The 19,882-nt window shown below is 51.3% G+C and carries 15 protein-coding genes; 5 read left to right on the forward strand and 10 right to left on the reverse strand.

Translation table 11 applies throughout. From position 1 onward, the window contains the following. Nucleotides 1-4: 4 nt before the first annotated feature. Both KNO91_RS07170 and KNO91_RS07175 read right to left on the reverse strand, forming a co-directional pair. Nucleotides 5-1,177, reverse strand: coding sequence for an acetyl-CoA C-acetyltransferase (locus KNO91_RS07170; RefSeq protein WP_214795513.1), 1,173 nt, complete (start codon nt 1,175-1,177; stop codon nt 5-7). An 18-nt stretch (nt 1,178-1,195) separates the two neighbouring features. Continuing rightward, complete coding sequence (locus tag KNO91_RS07175; RefSeq protein ID WP_214787005.1) at nt 1,196-3,607, reverse strand: 3-hydroxyacyl-CoA dehydrogenase/enoyl-CoA hydratase family protein; 2,412 nt, start codon at nt 3,605-3,607, stop codon at nt 1,196-1,198. A 214-nt stretch (nt 3,608-3,821) separates the two neighbouring features. Here KNO91_RS07175 and KNO91_RS07180 point away from each other — a divergent pair, with 214 nt between their 5' ends. The 3 genes from KNO91_RS07180 (at nt 3,822) to KNO91_RS07190 (ending at nt 5,999) form a co-directional block, all read left to right on the forward strand. Beyond that, nucleotides 3,822-4,724: an SDR family oxidoreductase gene (locus tag KNO91_RS07180; protein ID WP_214795509.1), complete on the forward strand. Its 903-nt coding sequence runs from the start codon at nt 3,822-3,824 to the stop codon at nt 4,722-4,724. Nucleotides 4,725-4,862: 138 nt separating this feature from the next. Then, nucleotides 4,863-5,387, forward strand: coding sequence for a YcxB family protein (locus KNO91_RS07185; protein WP_214817217.1), 525 nt, complete (start codon nt 4,863-4,865; stop codon nt 5,385-5,387). A 66-nt stretch (nt 5,388-5,453) separates the two neighbouring features. After that, nucleotides 5,454-5,999 (forward strand): YcxB family protein, encoded by a 546-nt coding sequence (locus KNO91_RS07190; protein WP_214817220.1) that lies wholly within the window; start codon nt 5,454-5,456, stop codon nt 5,997-5,999. Between the two features lie 124 nt (nt 6,000-6,123). Here the strand turns inward: KNO91_RS07190 and KNO91_RS07195 are convergent, their stop codons facing one another. The 6 genes from KNO91_RS07195 to secA2 form a co-directional block, all read right to left on the reverse strand. Then, nucleotides 6,124-7,041 carry a proline dehydrogenase family protein gene (locus tag KNO91_RS07195; RefSeq protein WP_214817223.1) on the reverse strand — a complete coding sequence of 306 codons (918 nt, stop codon included), beginning with the start codon at nt 7,039-7,041 and terminating at the stop codon, nt 6,124-6,126. 157 nt (nt 7,042-7,198) lie between these two features. After that, nucleotides 7,199-7,870, reverse strand: a complete 672-nt coding sequence (gene trhA / locus KNO91_RS07200) for a PAQR family membrane homeostasis protein TrhA (protein WP_074033553.1) — start codon at nt 7,868-7,870, stop codon at nt 7,199-7,201. A gap of 95 nt (nt 7,871-7,965) precedes the next feature. Beyond that, entirely contained in the window at nt 7,966-9,408 is a 1,443-nt protein-coding gene (locus tag KNO91_RS07205; RefSeq protein ID WP_214817225.1) for a carbon starvation CstA family protein, read from the reverse strand. Between the two features lie 175 nt (nt 9,409-9,583). Beyond that, entirely contained in the window at nt 9,584-11,869 is a 2,286-nt protein-coding gene (locus KNO91_RS07210; protein ID WP_251126570.1) for a bifunctional 2',3'-cyclic-nucleotide 2'-phosphodiesterase/3'-nucleotidase, read from the reverse strand. 129 nt (nt 11,870-11,998) lie between these two features. Beyond that, nucleotides 11,999-12,805, reverse strand: coding sequence for an SLAP domain-containing protein (locus KNO91_RS07215; RefSeq protein WP_214817227.1), 807 nt, complete (start codon nt 12,803-12,805; stop codon nt 11,999-12,001). Beyond that, on the reverse strand, nt 12,805-15,171 hold the full coding sequence (gene secA2, locus KNO91_RS07220; RefSeq protein WP_214795497.1) for an accessory Sec system translocase SecA2: 2,367 nt from the start codon (nt 15,169-15,171) through the stop codon (nt 12,805-12,807). Before secA2 ends, KNO91_RS07215 begins: the two co-directional genes overlap by 1 nt. Before the next feature lie 252 nt (nt 15,172-15,423). Between secA2 and KNO91_RS07225 the strand changes: the two genes are divergently transcribed. Together KNO91_RS07225 and KNO91_RS07230 are read left to right on the forward strand one after the other, a co-directional pair. Further along, on the forward strand, nt 15,424-16,719 hold the full coding sequence (locus tag KNO91_RS07225) for a Y-family DNA polymerase (protein ID WP_214817229.1): 1,296 nt from the start codon (nt 15,424-15,426) through the stop codon (nt 16,717-16,719). After that, entirely contained in the window at nt 16,716-17,045 is a 330-nt protein-coding gene (locus KNO91_RS07230) for a YolD-like family protein (RefSeq protein ID WP_214746123.1), read from the forward strand. The genes KNO91_RS07225 and KNO91_RS07230 overlap by 4 nt, the downstream gene beginning before the upstream one ends. Here KNO91_RS07230 and KNO91_RS07235 read toward each other — a convergent pair. Together KNO91_RS07235 and KNO91_RS07240 are read right to left on the reverse strand one after the other, a co-directional pair. Then, nucleotides 17,042-18,598 carry a SulP family inorganic anion transporter gene (locus tag KNO91_RS07235; RefSeq protein ID WP_251126572.1) on the reverse strand — a complete coding sequence of 519 codons (1,557 nt, stop codon included), beginning with the start codon at nt 18,596-18,598 and terminating at the stop codon, nt 17,042-17,044. The genes KNO91_RS07230 and KNO91_RS07235 overlap by 4 nt on opposite strands. Before the next feature lie 134 nt (nt 18,599-18,732). Next, complete coding sequence (locus tag KNO91_RS07240; RefSeq protein ID WP_251126573.1) at nt 18,733-19,815, reverse strand: hypothetical protein; 1,083 nt, start codon at nt 19,813-19,815, stop codon at nt 18,733-18,735. Between the last annotated feature and the right edge of the window lie 67 nt (nt 19,816-19,882).

Raw genomic sequence — 19,882 nt, forward strand, 5'->3', positions numbered from 1 at the left:
CCCCTTAAAGTAATTCGAAGACACCAGCCGCGCCCATTCCGCCGCCGATACACATCGTGACAACCCCATACTTCTCATTGCGTCGTTTCATCTCGTGCAAGATGGAGACAGAAAGTTTGGCTCCTGTACATCCAAGTGGGTGACCGAGGGCGATGGCGCCGCCGTTCACGTTTACTTTCGAAGGATCGATTCCGAGTTCACGGATGACACCGAGTGACTGACTCGCGAACGCCTCGTTCAACTCGAACAATCCGACGTCTTCTAATTTTACGCCAGCCATTTCGAGTGCTTTCGGAATCGCGACGACTGGACCGATTCCCATCACTTCTGGACGGACACCGCCGACAGCGAACGAGAGGAACTTGGCCATCGGTTGTAACCCTTGACGTTCTGCTTCTTCACGGTCCATGACGAGAACAGCTGCTGCCCCGTCTGACACTTGTGAAGCGTTACCCGCTGTGACCGAACCTTTGATTTTGAAAGCCGGGCGAAGTTTACCGAGCGCTTCGATTGTCGAATCGGCACGGACACCTTCGTCATGCTTCACGACTTTCTCCACTTCAGCGACTTTTCCGTCTTCACCGAGTACGTGCTCGATGACTGTGACAGGTACGATTTCTTCCTGGAACTTGCCACCTGCGATGGCTGCCGCTGCTTTTTGATGACTGTTGATCGCGAACGCATCTTGGTCTTCACGCGAGATGTTATATTCGGCTGCGACACGCTCTGCCGTATGACCCATGCTCATGTAGTACTCTGGTGCCGTCTCCATGATGTGTGGGTTTGGACGGATGACGTGACCACCCATCGGTACTTGGCTCATCGACTCCATACCGCCGGCGATGATTGCCGTCGCTTGACCGATCATGATTTTTGCCGCCGCATCCGCAATGGCTTGAAGGCCTGACGAGCAGTAGCGGTTGATCGTAATCGCTGGAACTTCGTGCGACAGTCCCCCCCGGACCGCCGCATAGCGAGCGATGTTCATCCCTTGTTCCGCTTCTGGCATCGCACAACCCATGATGACGTCATCAATCGGGCCTTTATATCCTGAACGCTCAAGCGTTGCCTTGATGGCATATCCCGCGAGCTCGTCCGAACGAACGTTACGGAACGATCCGCGTTTTGCTTTTCCGACCGGCGTCCGTGCGCCGGCTACGATGACTGCTTCCCTCATCTGTTATGTCCCCCTTTATCAGTTCCGTAGTGGTTTACCTTTCACGAGCATATGTTGCATCCGTTGTTGTGACTTCGGCTCCCCGATGAGGCTCAAGAAGGCTTCACGCTCGATGTCGAGGAGGTACTGTTCGTCGACGAGCGTACCGTATGCCAAGTCGCCACCACTGATGACATGTGCGAGTTTCTTCGCAATCTTCAAATCATGCTCTGAAATATAACCGCCGTAGAACATTTCATACGCCGCGAGTTCGAGCGTCGCTTTACCCGTTTGACCAACGACCGGTAACTTCTCACGAACCGGTGCCGTGTAACCATCAGCAAGTTCGAGTACCGTTTGTTTCGCATCGAACGTCAAGTGATCACGGTTCATCGAGATGCCGTCGACCGCACGATGGTAACCGAGCGCCTTCGCATCAAATGCCGACTTCGATACTTTCGCCATCGCGATGTTCTCAAACGTCTGTTGCGCAGCCTTCTCGATGTTTTGCATCGATTTCGGCGTCTGTTCGAGGAGACGACGATACGTGTTGACGTTTCCGCCCCCACCTGGGATGAGACCGACACCGACTTCGACGAGACCCATATACGTCTCAAGCGCAGCTTGCATACGTGCTGCCGGTAAGCTGATTTCCGTTCCGCCACCGAGTGTCATACCGTATGGTGCGGCAACGACCGGACGACCCGAATAACGAATCTTTTGAACGACTTGTTGGAACTTGTTGATGATCCAATCGAGTTCGTACCAGTTCTCGTCTTCTGCTTCCATGAGCATCATCGCAAGGTTCGCGCCGACACAGAAGTTCTTGCCATCATTCGCGAGGACCATTCCTTTGAAGTCTTGCTCGACACGGTCGATCGACTGTTCGATCATCTGCATGATGTCGACACCGATTGCGTTGTTTGGTGACGTGAATTCGAGTGCGACGACGTCATCGCCGATATCGACGAGGCGTGCGCCACCGTTCTCTAAGATAATGCCGTTAGATTTTGCGAGTGGCTTGAGTTTCAATTCTTTCGGGTTGACGGTCTTCTCGACATACGCCTTCGACGCTTTATCGTAATACTGGTCTCCCTTGTAGAATGACGTGTTGCCTGCAGCAAGCATCTCATCGATCCATGCCGGGACTTCGTAACCTTCTGCTTTCATACGTTCGACTGATTTTTCAACACCGAGGGCATCCCACATCTCAAACGGTCCGAATTTCCAACCGAAGCCCCACTTCATCGCATCGTCAATCGCAACGATCGTGTCTGCGATTTCACCCGTGAGACGCGCCGAGTAAGCGAGCGTCTTCGCCGTAATCGGCCAGAGCAATTGTCCGATGCGACCTTTGTTCAAGATGGCACCTTTCAACTTCGCCTTCGAACCAGGAAGTGACTTGATTTGATCGAGTTCAGGACCTGTAATCGCTTTCAATTGTTCGTATTCGAACGTTTGAAGATTCAATTCCTGAATGACCTTTCCTTCTTTCTTATAGAAGCCTTGACCGGCCTTCTGCCCGATCCAGCCTTTTTCGACGAGTTGCTTCATTTCTGAAGGGACGTCGAACGTGTCCTTTTCTTCCCCTGCTTCGAGCGTCTCGTAGACGTTACCCGCCACGTGAACGAATGTGTCGATTCCGACGACATCGAGTGTGCGGAACGTCGCTGATTTTGGACGACCGATGAGCGGACCTGTAATCGAATCCATCTCTCCGATTGACGCGTTTTGTTTGAGCATCTCTTCGAACGTGACGAGGAGCCCGTATGTCCCGATACGGTTACCGATGAAGTTTGGCGTATCTTTGGCTTCGACGACACCTTTGCCGAGACGGTCTTCCGCGAAGCGTGACATGAAGTCGATGACCGGACGAGCCGTCTTCTCCGTCGGGATGAGTTCGAGCAACTTCAAGTAGCGCGGTGGGTTGAAGAAGTGCGTCCCGAGGAAGCGTGATTTCAAGCCTTCTGGAAGGGCACTTGCCATCGCTTCGATCGAGATCCCTGACGTGTTCGAGCTGAGAATCGCATCTTCACGGATGTAAGGTGCGATCTTCTCGAAGAGCTGTTGTTTCACGTCGAGACGTTCGACAACGACTTCAATCACCCAGTCTGCTTCTTTCAAACGCTCCAAATCATCTTCTAAATTTCCGACTTCGATGAAGTTGAGATGGTCTGCTGTCGCGAGTGGTGCTGGATTTTGTTTCAATAACTTTTGACGGTTTTCTGAGGCGATGCGATTACGTACTTCAGGTGACTCGAGCGTCAACCCTTTCGCTTCCTCTTTTGCTGTCAATTCACGTGGTACGATGTCGAGCATGAGCGAACGAATCCCCGCGTTCGCCAAGTGAGCCGCAATCCCCGCCCCCATTACTCCTGAACCGATGACGACCGCAAAACGAATTGAGTTCGTCAAACGGAGGTCGGTTGATTGTTCGATGTGACTCGTCATAGTGTTCCCCCCTAAAATGAGAATGAATAGTGATTCATTTCACGCGTAAAAAAAATCGCAATCACCATCGTGTTTACTCTTCTATCATAAATGAATGAACATTCATTCGCAAGCGTTCATTTTTCAATTTCATTCCATTTTTTAATTGAACGATTAGTTTTCAATCGGTGTGGTATAGACAAAAAGAGTCAAATTTAGAAAGGGGAATGTATACATGCGCGATAATCGTTTAAACACCGCCGGCAGCCGAGAGGATTTTGAATCGTTCAAAAAGAACGCCCAAGAACAGGCCCATCAACCGGGAATCGATTCGAAGATGGAGCCTTTCCCAATCTATGAACGAGAGGACTATAAAGGAAGTGACAAGTTAAAAGACAAGGTGGCAATCATCACCGGTGGGGATTCCGGGATTGGAAAATCGGTCGCTATCTTTTTCGCCCATGAAGGCGCGAACTCGGTCATCGTCTATAAAGATCAAAACGAGCTCGAGGACGCGGAAGCGACGAAAGAACGGATTGAAGACTTGGGGCAAGCCTGCCTCTTGCTTCAAGGAGACCTCGGGGAATCTTCTTTCTGCCAACGAATCGTCGAAGAAACGCTCGAGACGTTCGGTCATATCGACATCCTCGTCAACAATGCCGCCGAGCAGCATCCGCAGGAATCACTCCTCGACATCTCGGACGAACAACTCGAGAAGACGTTCCGCACGAACATCTTCAGCATGTTCTACTTAACGAAAGCCGCGCTCCCTTATTTAAAAGAAGGAGCCAGCATCATCAATACAACCTCGATCACGGCATATGAAGGAAACGATCAGCTCATTGACTATGCGTCGACGAAAGGCGCGATCACCGCGTTCACCCGCTCGCTCGCCAAAAACTTGGCGGATAAAAAAATTCGCGTCAACGGGGTCGCACCAGGACCGATTTGGACACCGCTCATCCCGTCGACGTTCGACGCGGAAAAGGTCAAATCGTTCGGTGACTCTTCCGGTATGAAACGACCGGGGCAACCGGCCGAACTCGCACCAGCATACGTCTATCTCGCAAGCGATGACTCGACATACGTCAGCGGTCAAGTCATTCATGTCAACGGTGGGACAGTGATTAATGGATAATAGGTGAGACTCAGCGATGGCTGGGTCTTTTTTTGTTAATCCCTTTCGTTTTCTTATCAATCCTACCTATGTTTTAATTAAGGAAGAGATTACCACTTTTTATAGAATGGAGGAAACGTATTGACCACTCAGTATCATTTGACGGAACATGATTTTTTCGCTCTTCAAAAAAATTCCCTTCACCAATTAACAATGCATAAAAAAGGACGCATTGCCTTTACTGTTGTCGCAGAAATACTCGCCATTTTTTATGGGATTGTATTATTAGTTAATGTACTTCCTCAACAAAATGCGTTATATCCACTTGTCGGAAGTTTGATCATCGGGTTGTTGCTTTTACCATTCATCACGAAACTCTATCAAAAAATCGTTCTCCGACAAACTCGGTCAATTATAAAAACGAAGACGAAGTGGCCAAGAAAAGTCACCTTACACTTGAGTGAAAGCGGTATTGAATTTCATTCAACCCACCATAACGTAACCAAACGCATACACGTGGCATGGGAAGCGATCCAAAACATGAGTGAAGATGAAACAAACCGCTATTTATATTTCCAAACAAATGAAGTGTTTATCATCCCAAAGCGGAATCACGGAATCAGTGAAATCGACCAAACTGACATCAATCGCTGGTTACAAAACCATCTACATATCAAAAACTAATCAGATCAATATACTGACCGACAAATAAGTTTGAAAGGAGTGAACGAATTGACGTTCACGTATCAAATGACAGTAGAAGATGCCATATCTTTTCAAAGAGAATTGATCCATCACACTGCAGAACATGAACGAAGACGTAAAGCATGGATGAAATATATGCGCGCCATTCTGATTGCCATTGGGTATGTAGGGACACTCTTTTTCCCGTACCGACCCGAGTCGACCGCATCACATGTATTTATTGCCGTCATCGTCGGATTCTTGTTCGCGCTCTTGCTGACGCCACTTTTAAATGATTTGTACGCACCATATATGTTGCGACTAAATCGTCGTTTCCTGCAAAAGAGTCAGACTTGGCCAAAAGAAACCACTCTTCAATTTTATGAGACTCACGTCGAAGTCCATTCTGTTAGTACAAACATTCATCGAACGACTCAAGTTCCTTGGGAATCCATCAAAAAAGTGAACGAAGACGAGACATATCGCTTCTTGTATTATGAAGAAGATGAGGCACTGATCATCCCAAAAGCAAAACAAGGAATTAGTGAAGCTGAACAGCTTGAAATCAATCGGACACTCGAAAAATATTTGTCTACCTCACCAAATGTATGACTTCGGTTAAGGAGGACGAGAACAAGAAATCGTAGCCCCTCCGCTATATAGAAAGCGGAACGAATCGACGTCATCCGTACATCAAAAAAGCACGAACATCCTTTGACGGACGTTCGTGCTTTTCTCATTTCTTGACCATTCCTTTTAACACGAACGCCACGTTTGCCGGGCGCTCCGCGAGGCGGCGCATGAAGTAACCGTACCAGTCACGGCCGTATGGCACGTAGACGCGGACTTTGTATCCTTGGCGCACGAGTTCGAGTTGACGCTCGACGCGGATACCGTATAGCATCTGGAACTCGAACTGGTCGAGTGGAATGTTGTTCTCTTTGACGTGCTCGATGACAGCGTCAATCATATGGTCATCGTGTGTCGCGATGGATGCGTAGTTTCCGTTCGCAAGATGGAGCTTGACGAGCTTCACATAGTTATGGTCGACGTCCTCTTTTTCAGGGAATGCGACCGTCGCTGGCTCTTTGTATGCCCCTTTGACGATTCGGAGGTTCGGCTTAAGCGGTGCGAGGTGATTGATGTCATCTTCCGAACGATACAAATACGACTGGATGACCGTTCCGAGACCGTCAAATTCAGTCTTCAGCTTCTTGAACAATTCGAGCGTCTTCTCACAACGCTGCTCGTCTTCCATATCGATGGCCACAAAGACCCCGACTCTTTGTGCGACCGTCAAAATTTGACGCATGTTGTCTTCAATCAATTCGTCCGAAATGTCGAAGCCGAGTGACGTCAACTTGAGTGACATATATGCATCTAATTGTTCTTCTGCCATAATTTCAATCGCACGAATGATCTCGTCGCGATTCGTATTCGCTTCTTCGACCGTCTTGATAAATTCCCCGAGATGATCGACCGTGACCGACAACCCTTTCGCGTTGAGTTCGCGAATCGTTGGAACGGACGCCTTAAAGTCTTCTCCTGCTACAAAGCGTGATGCACCAAATCGTAAACCATATTTCTTCGCCAAACTATTGAGTGTTTTGTTTTGTGACATGTAGATAAATCCATCGCGCAACACTTTTTCCATCTGATTTTCCCCCTTACTTTTACACCCATCTATCTCTATGATGATGTCTGAAATTATTATGACACACAAACGTCAATTCGTCTGTATTTTTGTAACCGTTTTCAGCACTTTCTTCCCAACTTTTCAAAAAAGACAGACGCCCCGTAGGACGGCTGTCTTATAGGCTTGTCGAAGGTGCGACATAGAGCAGAATACTGAGGAAGATGAACACACTTCCCGCTAAGACGAACAAGTGCCAAATCGCATGATTGAACGGCAGTTTTTGCCACACATAAAACACAATGCCGACCGAATAAGCAATCCCTCCGGCGAGGAGAAGCATGAACCCTTGATGCCCGAGTGATTCATAGAGCGGACGGATGGCAATGATGCAGATCCAGCCGAGTGCGAGGTATGTCACGTTTGACACCCACATGTACTTCCCGGTCGAAAATAGTTTCCAGATGATTCCGAGAATCGCCACTCCCCACACGATCCCGAACAACGTCCAGCCGAGCGTCCCGTGAAGCGTCACGAGGGCGAACGGTGTATAACTTCCGGCGATGAGTAAGTAAATCCCTGCGTGGTCGAACACTTGCAGCACCCGCTTCGCCCGTGGATGCGGGATGGCGTGCATGAGTGTCGAGAAAAGATAGAGTAAAATCATCGATGCCCCGAACACACTTACCGCCGTGACGTTCCATGTGCTCCCACTTTCTGTCGCGCTCATGACGAGCAAGACGAGGGCGACGATGCTGAAGATGACTCCTAAGCCGTGCGTGATCGCGCTCGCAATCTCTTCCCCGAGCGTATCGGCATGGAGCATCTCTTTGAGTTGTTCTTGTTTCATATGCTCCCACCTTCCATAACTGTTCCCTCTAGTATGGACATTTCCCGATTTGAACGCAATCAAAAACACGGGCTACCGATTAGCCCGTGTCGAGATTATGCGACTTCTTTCACCGGAATGTCACATTCCATTTGTGCAGCCCGCATCGCGCGTGCCCGTTTGTGGAACAAGACGAGAAGCGTCAATGTCCCGAGTGTTGAAATGACATAAGGAAGGACTCCGTCAAGCTTGAAGCCAATCGGTGCCGTCAAAATGTAGAACCAGACCGCATACAACATGAACGTCCCCGGAAGAAGCGCGATATAGTGGTTACGTCCTTTAATGTAGAGGTACATCGCCCCGACGAACAGTGCGATGACCGCCGTCGTCTGGTTCGCCCAGTTGAAGTATTGCCAAAGCATCTGGAAGTCCATGTTCGTGAGCACGTACGAGATCGCGAAGAGTGGAAGTGCGATCCAGAGGCGTGACGAGAATTTCTTCTGCGCAATCGACAAGTAGTCCGCGATGATCATACGGGCGCTACGGAATGCCGTGTCGCCTGATGTGATTGGTAAGACGATGACACCGAGAATCGCGAGCGTGCCGCCGATGCTACCGAGCATGAGTGTCGCCACTTCTTGAACGACGAGTGCCGGCGTCCCTGAGTTGATGAGTCCGAGCAATTCACCTGGCTCGAAGATGGCCATTGCAGCCCCAGCCCAAATCATCGCGATGACCGCTTCCGCGATCATCATACCGTAGAAGATTTCACGACCATTGCTCTCTTTCATCGTCGTCCGCGAGATGATCGGCGACTGTGTCGCGTGGAAGCCAGAGAGCGCCCCACATGAGATTGTGAAGAAAAGGAGCGGCCAGATCGGTAAGCCGTCCGGGTGCATGTTCGTCAATGTCATCTCTGGAATTTGGTAGCCTTGTGCGAACAAGCTGACCGCAATCCCGATCGCACTGACGACAAGAAGTGCCCCGAAGAACGGGTAAATCCGACCGATGATTTTATCGACTGGGAGAAGCGTCGCCAAGATATAGTAGGCGAACACAGCGAAAATGACGAACATGAGCGTCGTTGCGTTTCCGTCAAATAAGTTGTTGATCATGTTACTCGGAGACGTGACGAACACCGTTCCGACGAGTAAGAGAAGTAAAAGTGCGAATCCGTTGACGATATGACGGAGCGAGCGTCCGAGGAACTTCTCCGCAAGTTGTGGCAAGTGTGCCCCGTTATTCCGAAGGGAAATCATTCCTGTCAAATAGTCGTGTACCGCCCCGGCAAAAATCGACCCGAAGACGATCCAAAGAAATGCGACCGGTCCGTAGAGCGCCCCCATGATCGGTCCAAAGATTGGTCCGACACCGGCGATGTTGAGCAGCTGGATCATCGAGTTCCGTTTTTTTCCCATCGGCACATAGTCGATGCCGTCCTGAGAAGCATAAGCAGGCGTCGTCCGCTCTTCCTTAATGCCGAACGTCTTCTCGACGTAACGACCATATACCAAATACCCGACCAAAAGTAGTGCGAGTGCGACAAAGAATGTAATCATCTGTCAGTCCCCTTTTCCGTCCATATGTAGCTGATCTCCGTCAGCTCTTCGGTTTACACGTGTCATGTAACCGATTACATGATTGATTATACAAGAAGAATCCATAGAATGTAAGGGTTTTCATTCACATTTTCGCCACAAAAAATGAGCCCCCATTCAGGAAGCTCATTTCCAATTAACGAAGCGCAGGTTCACCGACGTGGCCGGCACCAACGACTTCCATTTCTGACTTCGTCTGACCATCTTTTTCACTGACGACTTCTACTGTTTGGCGAAGTTTGAGCGGTTTGACAGACAGTACGTATTCTCCGTTCTCGTTCGCGACCGTCTCAGCCAAGATGCGATTGCCGTCGCGAAGCGTCACGTCTGCTCCAGGAGCCGTCATTCCCGTCACGCGTTTCGCACCCGGTTTGATCGTATCCACTGTGAGGTTTAACACGAACTCTGGTGCTGTCGGCTCAAGACCGAGCGTATACGTCCGGAAGAGACGCCCCGCTGCGTCCGCACGTGTCGCGTCTGTCGCTTCGATGCCTTCGTAAAGGTTCAAGTACTGCTTGCCGGCATCTGCTGTCTCAAATGTCACAGAACGTTTCGCGTCCGCGACAATCTTCCAGTTGTTGTCGGCTTTATAGTCCAAGTTACTGCCACTCGACACGATATAGTCCGAGATGACGTTACGTGTCTCATACGCTGAGCGATAGACGATGTTCTTCCCTCCACCGAGACCCGGGAATGAAGACGACCCTGCACGATAGTTGTTCGTCGCGACCAAGAACTCTTGGTCCATCGTGATCGGTTGACCGTTATACTCGACGTTCTTCACGCGGTTGGCGTTCTCGTTGACGAGCTTCCCGCCGACATCGAACTTTGCCGGTCCTGTGACGTCAATCTCATACATCAAGCCGTCGAGGACGTCGAAGTTATAGCTACGGAACTGGAGGTTGAGGAGATTTTCGCCGTCCGCCTCGATTTGGTCATATGCCCCCGCTGACATCTCGAGCCAGTCCATGACGTCTTTCCCTGTCACTTTGACGACTTCGAGCGTGTTCGGATAGACATAGAGGTCCGCCACGTTCTTCAAGGCGATTTGACCTTTCGGGATGTTCGTGTAATAGCTCGCGTCCGTCAATTCACGACCGCCCGCTTTGAACGGTGCCCCTGCCGACAAGAGTGGCAAACCTTTGTACGGTGAAAGTTCTGGGTTCGTCTCGAGTTCTTTCTCGACGTACCATTTCTGTGCGTTCGTCACGAACTGGACCGATGCATCATCACGGACGAGTGCGAAGTAGCTCTGAATATCGTCTTGAATCTGTCCGACCGGTTGGTTGATGTAGTCGATTGTCGCCAAGTGGTCGTCTTCAATCAACGCTTGGATCGTCGGGTCGACCGCTGTATCAGTCGTCACCGTGTCGAGCGCAGCTGATGCGTCAAGAATCTGCCATTTGCCCTCGACGAGTTCGAGTTCAAAATCGATGACGCCGAGGTCTTTCCCTTGGTTGTTCGCCATGACGACCGGTTTCCCGTTGATCGTCCCTTTTGTCATATCGACGTTCGGGAACGAGGCGAACATGCCTTTCGCATCCGGGAATCGACCGTGCTGGTGTCCCGTCATGACCATGTCGAGCCCGTCAATCTTCGTGAGCGCATACCCGACGTTTTCTTCGCTGTCGAGTTGTTCGTCCGCGAGTGCTGCACTATCGCCGATGCCTGAGTGCGCGAGCGCGACGACGACGTCTGCTCCTTGGTCTTTCAATTTTTGAACCGATTCACGTGCCGACGGGATGATATCTTCTGCCGTCACACGACCTTGCAGGTTCCCTGAATCCCATGACATGATTTTCGGCGGAACGACCCCGAACACACCGACTTTGATTGTATGTGTTTCCCCGTCCAAGTCTGTGACCGTCCGTTCGATGATTTGGACCTCTTGTCCATCCACGTTGAACTTCGAGACGATCGGGTTGCCTTCTAAGTCTTTGACGTTCGAGTTGACGAAACGGAGCTTCCCTTTCGATCCTTCCATCGCGTTGTACAAGAATTCGAGACCGAAGTTGAACTCGTGGTTCCCGAGTGTGACAGCGTCATAGTTGAGTGCTGCCATCGCCTTATACATCGGATGTTCGAACGCTTCATTTTTCCCAGCTTGAAGCTCACGGACGTAGTCGCCAAACGGTGTCCCTTGAATCGTATCGCCGTTATCGAACAAGAACGTGTTCGATTCCCCAGCGGCTGTACGATGTTCATTGATGAGTGTCGCGACTTTCGTCAACCCGATCGTGTTGTCGACCTTGTCTTGGAAGTAGTCATAGTTCGTGATGTTCGTATGTAAGTCTGTCGTCTCTAAGAAACGGAGCTTGACGATATCCTCGTCGACCTCTGCCAAAACGTTTGGTGCCTGTAGCGGTAAAACGGTTGGTAACACGAGCGCGGTCGCGATCGACCATTTCCATGCACTTTTCATTTGATTGTCCCCTTTGTCTGGTTGATAAGTTTCTAACCATACTCAATATAACACCAGCCTCGTTGACCTTCTATTAAAATTTTGTATAAAAAAGACCCAATTTCCTTTACAGAAATTAGGTCTTTTGTCTTATGAGCGTTTAATCCGTACGGTGAACGGGCCGTTCCCTTCCACATTCTCGAATGTGACGGAAATCGGGTACGCATGTTTGCTGTGGACCGGGTTCTCGAGACGGATTGTCGTGAGACCGACAACTTCTTCTCCACTCATGAGTTCAAGTGGGAGTTGTTCGACGTTCAAGTCGTGAGCATAGCCGTTTCGGAGAAGGAGTGTCGTCGTGACACGTGTCTCTTCTTGCTCGACGGCGACGAGCATCATGTTGAACTCGTCTTCCGCGACCGGTGGTGTCGCAACGTTCGTGCGCATCACTTGTTGCCACGCTTCTGCCGAGAACTGTTCCATCGCCTCGCGTGAGATGGCTTGGATCGCGTCGATCGGGTTCATTTGGAAGACGAGACGAAGTGGTGCGGACGTATCGATCTCGCCAAATAGTTCATCCTGAAGAAAATCGAGGTAAACAGGCTTACTCGTCCACGGCTCGAAGTTCGGGAGCGCCGAACGTTCCAACACTTTTCGTCCGAGCGGCATGTTGTTCGCGTCGAGCAACAAGACCGGGAGTTCGTTGATCTCGAACGAACTCGGGAGCGTGTTGCGGAACAACGCAACAATCGACAAGTCCTGACCGAGCGACTCGGCGCTCAATAGTTCAATTGAGAGCTGGTTGTCGAGTAGGGCCGGGAGCCGTTTCGCATGATAACGGAAGACGTACTCATCTTCTTTCGGGATCCCCATCTCATCGTCGAAGACGAGCGTCAACTGACGCCCTTCTTCCGTTTTGCCTGTCTCGATTTGTTTTCGCTTACGAAATCCTAACATTACACTTCCTCCTCTGCCGTCTCGACGAAGTACAGGTCGAGCTGGCATAGTTCTACCGTCACGTCACGGGCGATGTTGACATACGTCTGTTCGAAGATGTCCAACCCTTCTTTGCTGAAGAGACGACTTGGATCTTCTTGGGCATAGCTCCGTAGACCGATTCCTTCTTTCAATCCGCTCATCATCGTCAAATGATCCGTCCATTTCGTATCAAGGGCGCGAAGGAGCGACTCTTTCGTGAATAAGACGACGTCTTCTCGCGTAAGGCGCGCTTCTGTTTTTTGGATGATCTCTTCCATCCAATCCTTCAACGCTTCTTTCAACTCATACGTATCCGCGATGTCATTCGACCAAGTCGGCTCTTGCATCGTCAAATAACGCAAATCTTCTTTTAGTTCGGCGACTGGCCACTCTTCCGGAACGAGTTCGTCTGACACATGCATGTCGATACTGTTCTCGAGGGCGAGACGCATCATGCTGAGCACGTTTTTCGTGATGGCATCCGCATCGGCATTGACGGCCTGGTCGCGAATCGTATAGATGATGTTCCGCTGTTCGTTCAAGACGTCATCGAGCTTGAATAAGTAGTCGCGGATCGATACGCCGATTCCTTCAATCGTCGTCTGGGCGTATTCCACCACATCGATCGCTTCTTTTGACGAGACCTCACCTGTCGCGTTTGGCTTCAGTTTCTTCTCGATGCGTTCTAGTTTTTGTGCGGCATATCGTTTCACAATCTCATCTTCGAGCGAGACGAAGAACTCGGTCTCCCCCGGGTCACCTTGGCGTCCCGAACGTCCACGAAGCTGGTTGTCGACACGCTGCGACTCATGACGCTCCGTCCCAACGACGAATAGTCCACCTGCCGCTTTCGACTTCGCATCGAGCATGATGTCCGTTCCCCGCCCTGCCATGTTCGTCGCAATCGTCACTTTCCCGAACTGTCCGGCGTCGGCGATGATATCGGCTTCTTGTGCGACCGTCTTCGCATTCAAGACGTCATGCTTGATCCGTTTCTTCTTCAAATGTTTACTGATCGCCTCAGATTGCGCGATCGATGTCGTCCCGATCAAGACCGGACGTCCCATCGCATGCAACTCGTCGACTTTTTCCGTCACGGCCGCATACTTCTGCTCGATCGTCATGAAGATGCGGTCCGGATGGTCGATCCGTTTCCGTTCACGGTTCGTCGGCACTTGCACGACGTCCATGTTATACGTCTTCAAGAACTCTTGACGTGACGTCTGTGCCGTCCCCGTCATCCCGCCGACGAGCGGATACATGCGGAAGTAGTGCTGAATCGTGATTTCCGCCGTCGTCTTGTTCTCCTCGGTGATTGTGACACCTTCTTTCGCCTCAAGCGCCTGATGCAATCCTTCCGAGAGGCTACGTCCTTCCATGATGCGTCCCGTGAACAAGTCGATCAGTTCAATCTTGTCGTCACGGACGATATAGTCGACGTCGAGCTCGAACAATACGTTCGCACGGAGCGCCTGGACGAGATAGTGATAGAGCACCTGGTGCGACGCGCTGAACAAGTTGTCGATGGCGAACAACTCTTCGATTTTAGTGATCCCGGCTTCTGTGAACGAGGCCGCTTTCGATTCCAAATCGACTTCATAGTCCGTATCCTCAAAGCTCGAGATGACTTGTTGCGAGAGTTGTTTCAAGCGGATATGTGAACGGTCCTTTTGTGCGATGATGAGCGGCGTTTTCGCCTCATCGATCAAGATGCTGTCCACTTCGTCGACGAGGGCGAAATGGAACGGGCGCTGGACGCGCTCTTCCGGTTTCCCGACGAGGTGGTCACGTAAATAGTCAAACCCGAACTCGGTCCCGACCCCGTACGTGATGTCTGCCTGATAAGCGGCGCGCTTCTCGTCTGGCTCAATATCTGGCACGTTCAACCCTACCGTCAACCCGAGGAAGTCATGGATTTTGCCAATCTGTTCGGCGTCACGTCTCGCCAAGTAATCGTTCACGGTGATGACGTGGACCCCTTTTCCTTCGAGTGCCTTGACATAACTCGGTAAAGCGGCGACGAGCGTCTTCCCTTCTCCTGTCGGCATCTCCGAGATGTTCCCTTCGAGAAGGGCGAACCCGCCGATGAGCTGGACATCGTAATGGCGCATGCCGAGCACACGGACCGATGCTTCCCGGACGAGGGCGAACCCTTCTTCGGCGATATCATCGACTGTCTTTCCATCCAAAAGACGCGCTTTGAGCGTCTCCGTATATGTACGCATCTCGTCATCCGAGAGTGCTTGCATCGTTGTCTCTAATTCGTTGATTCGCGCGACCCGTCGTTCGTACGCTTTCAAACGCCGGCTTTGATCATTCGTTAATTGTTTTACAAATTGGATCACACTAATAGCCTCCATCTTTCTGTCAATTCATCTGTTACATACTCGTCTATTATAACGAAATTCGGACGAATTCGGAGATTTTTTTACGAAAACTTCCTAAAAGTTGGTTTTTGAATTCTTAAAAACCTATAAATTTTGGTTAATTTTCAAAAAGTATTTGTAAAAATATTTTCAATTCACTATTTGAGACGGCGTGAGACCGTGTTACGATGAGAAAAACAGAACATTTGTTCGTAAAAAGGAGTGGTGACGATGCGCAGACGAATCTTTTGTATCGACAGCGTCTCGTTCTATGCCAGTTGCGAGTGTGCCGCGCGCAACAAAAATCCTTACCATACGAAGCTCGTCGTCCTCTCGAATCTACAGGACAGCGGGGCACTCGTCCTCGCGGCGACCCCGAAGATGAAGCAGCTCGGTATCAAGACCGGGTCGCGTCGTTTTCAGATCGACCGCCTTCCGTGGCACGAACGGCGGGACGTTTTGTACGCTGAGGCGCGAATGAGTCATTATTTGAACGTCTCGATTCAAATCATCCACATCCTCCATCAGTTCGCCCCACCCGAAGCGATTCGCGTCTATTCGATTGACGAGACGCTCGTCGACATGACCGGGACGGAGCGGCTGTTCGGAAGTGACGAGCACGTCGCCCACCTCATGCGTGCGACGATTTTTCGCTATACGGGTATCCCCGTGACGATCGGCATCGGACCGAACAACGTCCTCGCCAAGCTCGTCCTCGACTTGCATGCGAAAAAGAAAGGGGTCGCCACGTGTCTCCTCCACGACGTCGAGCGACTGATTCATCCGGCCCCGATCGAAAAGATGTGGGGCGTCGGGACGAAGATGGCGGTCCACCTGCAGCGGCTCGGCATCTTCACGATTGGTGACCTCTCCCGTTATCCGCTCGACGTGTTGCATGAAAAATTCGGCGTCATCGGCGCCGAACTCTGGCATCACGCTTGGGGCATCGATGAGTCGCCGACCATCTTGCCGGCGAGTTCCTTGTTCGGTGCGAAACGGACGCGACCGAAGTCGATTGGACACGGAATCACGCTCATGAAAGATTATGCAACGTATTCCTCAATCCGGCTCGTCTTACAGGCGATCGCAGTCGAGGTCGGGATGCGGACCCGGCAAGCGGGACTCGTCGGAGGGATGATTCATCTCGGGGTGCGCTATACGCGGACGAGTGACCGGGGTGGGTTCAGTAAACAAAAGAAGCTCCCCCGCTTCACAGCGGACGAGCAAGAGTTTCTCCCAATCTTGTTGCAGCTATTTTTAGACGGCTGGGAAGAGACAGAGGCCGTCCGCTACGTCTCGGTCGCCCTCGGCAAACTCGAGCCACGGAGCGATCATGTCCAATTGTCATTCTTCGAAGACGAATGGGCGAAGGCGAAACGGCTCGACTTCCTCGATTTGATTGATGGTTTGAACGTCCGGTTCGGTCGCGGTACAATCCGACCGGCGTCGAGCCTACTAAAAGACAGTCCGCTCCGGACGCGCCAACGTTTAATTGGCGGACATAAACAAGGAGGCGATTCCTCATGAGCAAGACCCGCTATCGTGACCGGGGTGAATTGAAATGGATCCCATTTCTCATGCCCGAGCACGTCGCCCTACTGAAACGTTATTATGCCCAAATCCAAAAGATCGAGCTGCCCGATTTGGACGAACAACTCCTCTATCTGTGGCAGACCGAGCTCGAACGCGCCATCCGTGAAGGCGACCAGGTCGAAGTGACACTATTCGTGGACGGCCTGACAAAAAGCATGCGCGGTTACGTCCATGCCATCTATTACGCCGAGCGCGAAGTCGAACTGTTCGATGGCGAAGTGCGCCGTGTCCCGTTCGGCGACATCTTGTCCGTTCGTTAAGACGCCTCGATCGCTTCCTGGGTTGTCTCAAACGTCTCAATTCCATCGAGTAGCCCATAGTGAGCAAGCGTCGCACGGACCGATGGTGACAAGTGCGCGAAGATTACGTGCCGGTCGGCCGCTTTCAGCTCGGTGACGACACGCCGCAACTCCTCGACCGCGGTCACGTCGATGACCGGGCAGCGGTGAAAGTTGAAGATGAACACGTTCGGCTCCCGATGAATGTGATGGAGGACGTGCTCGAACAGCTCGACCGCACCGAAAAAGAGTGGTCCTTCGACACTGAAGACGATCTGCCCGTCTCTTGTGACGTAGCGTTCCGTCCGTTCACGTACGTCAATCGTGTCTGCCATCCGCTTCGCGAAGAGCGCGAGCGCACAGATGACACCGACCTCGACGGCGACGACCAAGTCGACGAATACCGTCAACAGTAGCGTCACGAGGAGGACGAGCGACTCGGATGAACGATGACGTAACATCGCCATCACGTGATGACGCTCGGACATGTTCCAGGCGACCCGCATCAAAATCGGGGCGAGTGCAGCGAGCGGCACGTAACTCGCGAACGGTGCGAGAACGATTACCGCAACGAGTACGGTAATGCCGTGGATGACACCGGCACGTCGGCTGACCGCACCCGCCTGGATGTTCGTCGCCGTCCGAGCGATGGCACCCGTCGAGGGGATTCCACCGAAGAACGGCGTGATCACGTTCGCGAGCCCTTGACCGAACAGTTCCTTGTCCGGCTTCATCTTTGTTCCCGCCATCCCATCGGCGACCGTTCCCGAAAGAAGTGACTCGAGCGCACCGAGGAAGGCGATGGCGAATGCGGATGGAAGGAGCGTTGTGATCAGGTCAACGTCGATCGCGAGCCAGTTGACTGTTGGCAGTCCACTTGGGATGCCGCCGTAGGCACTTCCGATTGTCGCGACCTCACCCGGGATGAGGAGACTGACGAACGTCGGGACGAGCATCGCCATGAGTAAAAGCGGTAAACGGAACGGCAGCTTCGGTACGAGCCAAAGCGTCAAAAAACCGATCCCGGCAATGACAATCGGCCACATCGATGCGTCAGGCAACGCCTGACCGAGACGAAGCAGATTCTCGTGAAAATGTGGCGCCTTCTCAAACGTGACCCCGAACAACTCATCGAGCTGGTCGACGAAGATGACGACGGCGATCCCTGCCGTGAAACCGATCGTGACGGCACGGGGCATGAAGCGGATGAGTCGTCCGACCCGGAGTACGCTCATGAGGAGCAGTAACACACCGGCGAGGACGGTCGTGACGAGTAACCCTTCATACCCGTATGCGAGAACGACACCCGAGACGATCGGGATGAACGCCCCCGTCGGTCCGGCGATTTGGAACGTCGAACCTCCGAACAGGCTGACGAGGATCCCAGCGAAGATGGACGTGTAGAGCCCGTATACCGGTGGGACCCCAGAGGCGATGGCGAATGCCATGGCGAGCGGGATCGCGACGACACCGACCGTGATCCCGGCCGAGATGTCCTTTTGCCACATCTCACGTGTGGAGAGTGAGTCTTGCATCATACATTCCTTCTTTCCAATCAGTTCAAAAGCGAGTTTAGTGTACGCCTGTAAAGAGGGCTTGTAAACGGGTTGAGAAAAACATTAACAGAATGTACAAAACAAGCACCATGTCTATGATTGGGGCACAGAGATCATCGTTCGACCAAACATGTCCTAGCAAACTGTTTAAGCGAATGACTCAACTCGAATAACCGGGTGGTGATGGCCGGCTTGTCTCCGTAACGAATGATATCCTCTCGCGCCAATTCTTCTTGACGTAACAACTGGTGATGGAGATACACCGTCTCGAGTAATTGCAGCAGCTGTTCTCCTCGTACTTCACGAATGACGGACTTATCTCCGCCACTATAGCCTTTGAGAAACCCTGTTGCTATGCCTTTCAACTGGTCTTCATATACATCAAACCGATGCTTCCGATAGCGCTCCGTTTGTGACAGTGCGACAAAATAGCTCTCATATAAATTCATGAAGTTCCCTGCCATGCCTCGCGGTGCATAGACGATCGGGTACGGATCGATCAAACAGACACAATCCCCTTTCAATAAAATATTTTCGGGAGAAGCATCTTGGTTAACGAGACTTAGGACAGAAACCCGTTCGTTTCGCGATTCTGTCGCCACTTGAAGCATATGTTCCACCACATCGTCTTGAATTTCGGGATACGCTTCACACAACACTTTGTAATCTGCCAAGTGTTCGTCACCTTCTTCACGGACAAACGTATGCAGGTCACCGCTCAAACTACCGTGCAACTTCTTTTCTTCCGTCCAGATCAAATACCCGAGTCCTTCGACACCATGTTCAATTTGATCTGTTCTTCGATAAATCGCTCCTACTTGGACGCCGATATCGATAGCTTGCTCTATCGTCATGGTATGTAACGAAAGCGGTTCGCCCCCGAACGACTCTAATGTATATGTAAAGTCAGGAGACACATAGAATTCGTAAAAATCAGGCGCTGCTCCGGGAACCGCTTGATTGACGGACTGATAGTATAGCTTCGTAGCCGCGTACTCTGCCGTCAAGGCATTGTAATCGAACGTCACTCGCTTTCCATACGCCACTTCTTTCGGAATCCGGAGAACCCGTTCGTAACCGTCTTTTACTACTTTCCACGCCTCATGCCATGCACCCTCACCTAGAAAGTTCGGATCAGTGACCCCTGCATGCCTAAACACCTTGAGTCGTTTTTCATTATTCGTTTGTTGAATCATTAATCTAATCACCCCTCTGTTTTCAACCTCAAGTGTTTGATTCAAATATATGTATTTTGTCCTAATG

This window comes from Exiguobacterium sp. s59, from assembly GCF_018617475.1.
Taxonomy (GTDB): Bacteria; Bacillota; Bacilli; order Exiguobacteriales; family Exiguobacteriaceae; genus Exiguobacterium; species Exiguobacterium aestuarii.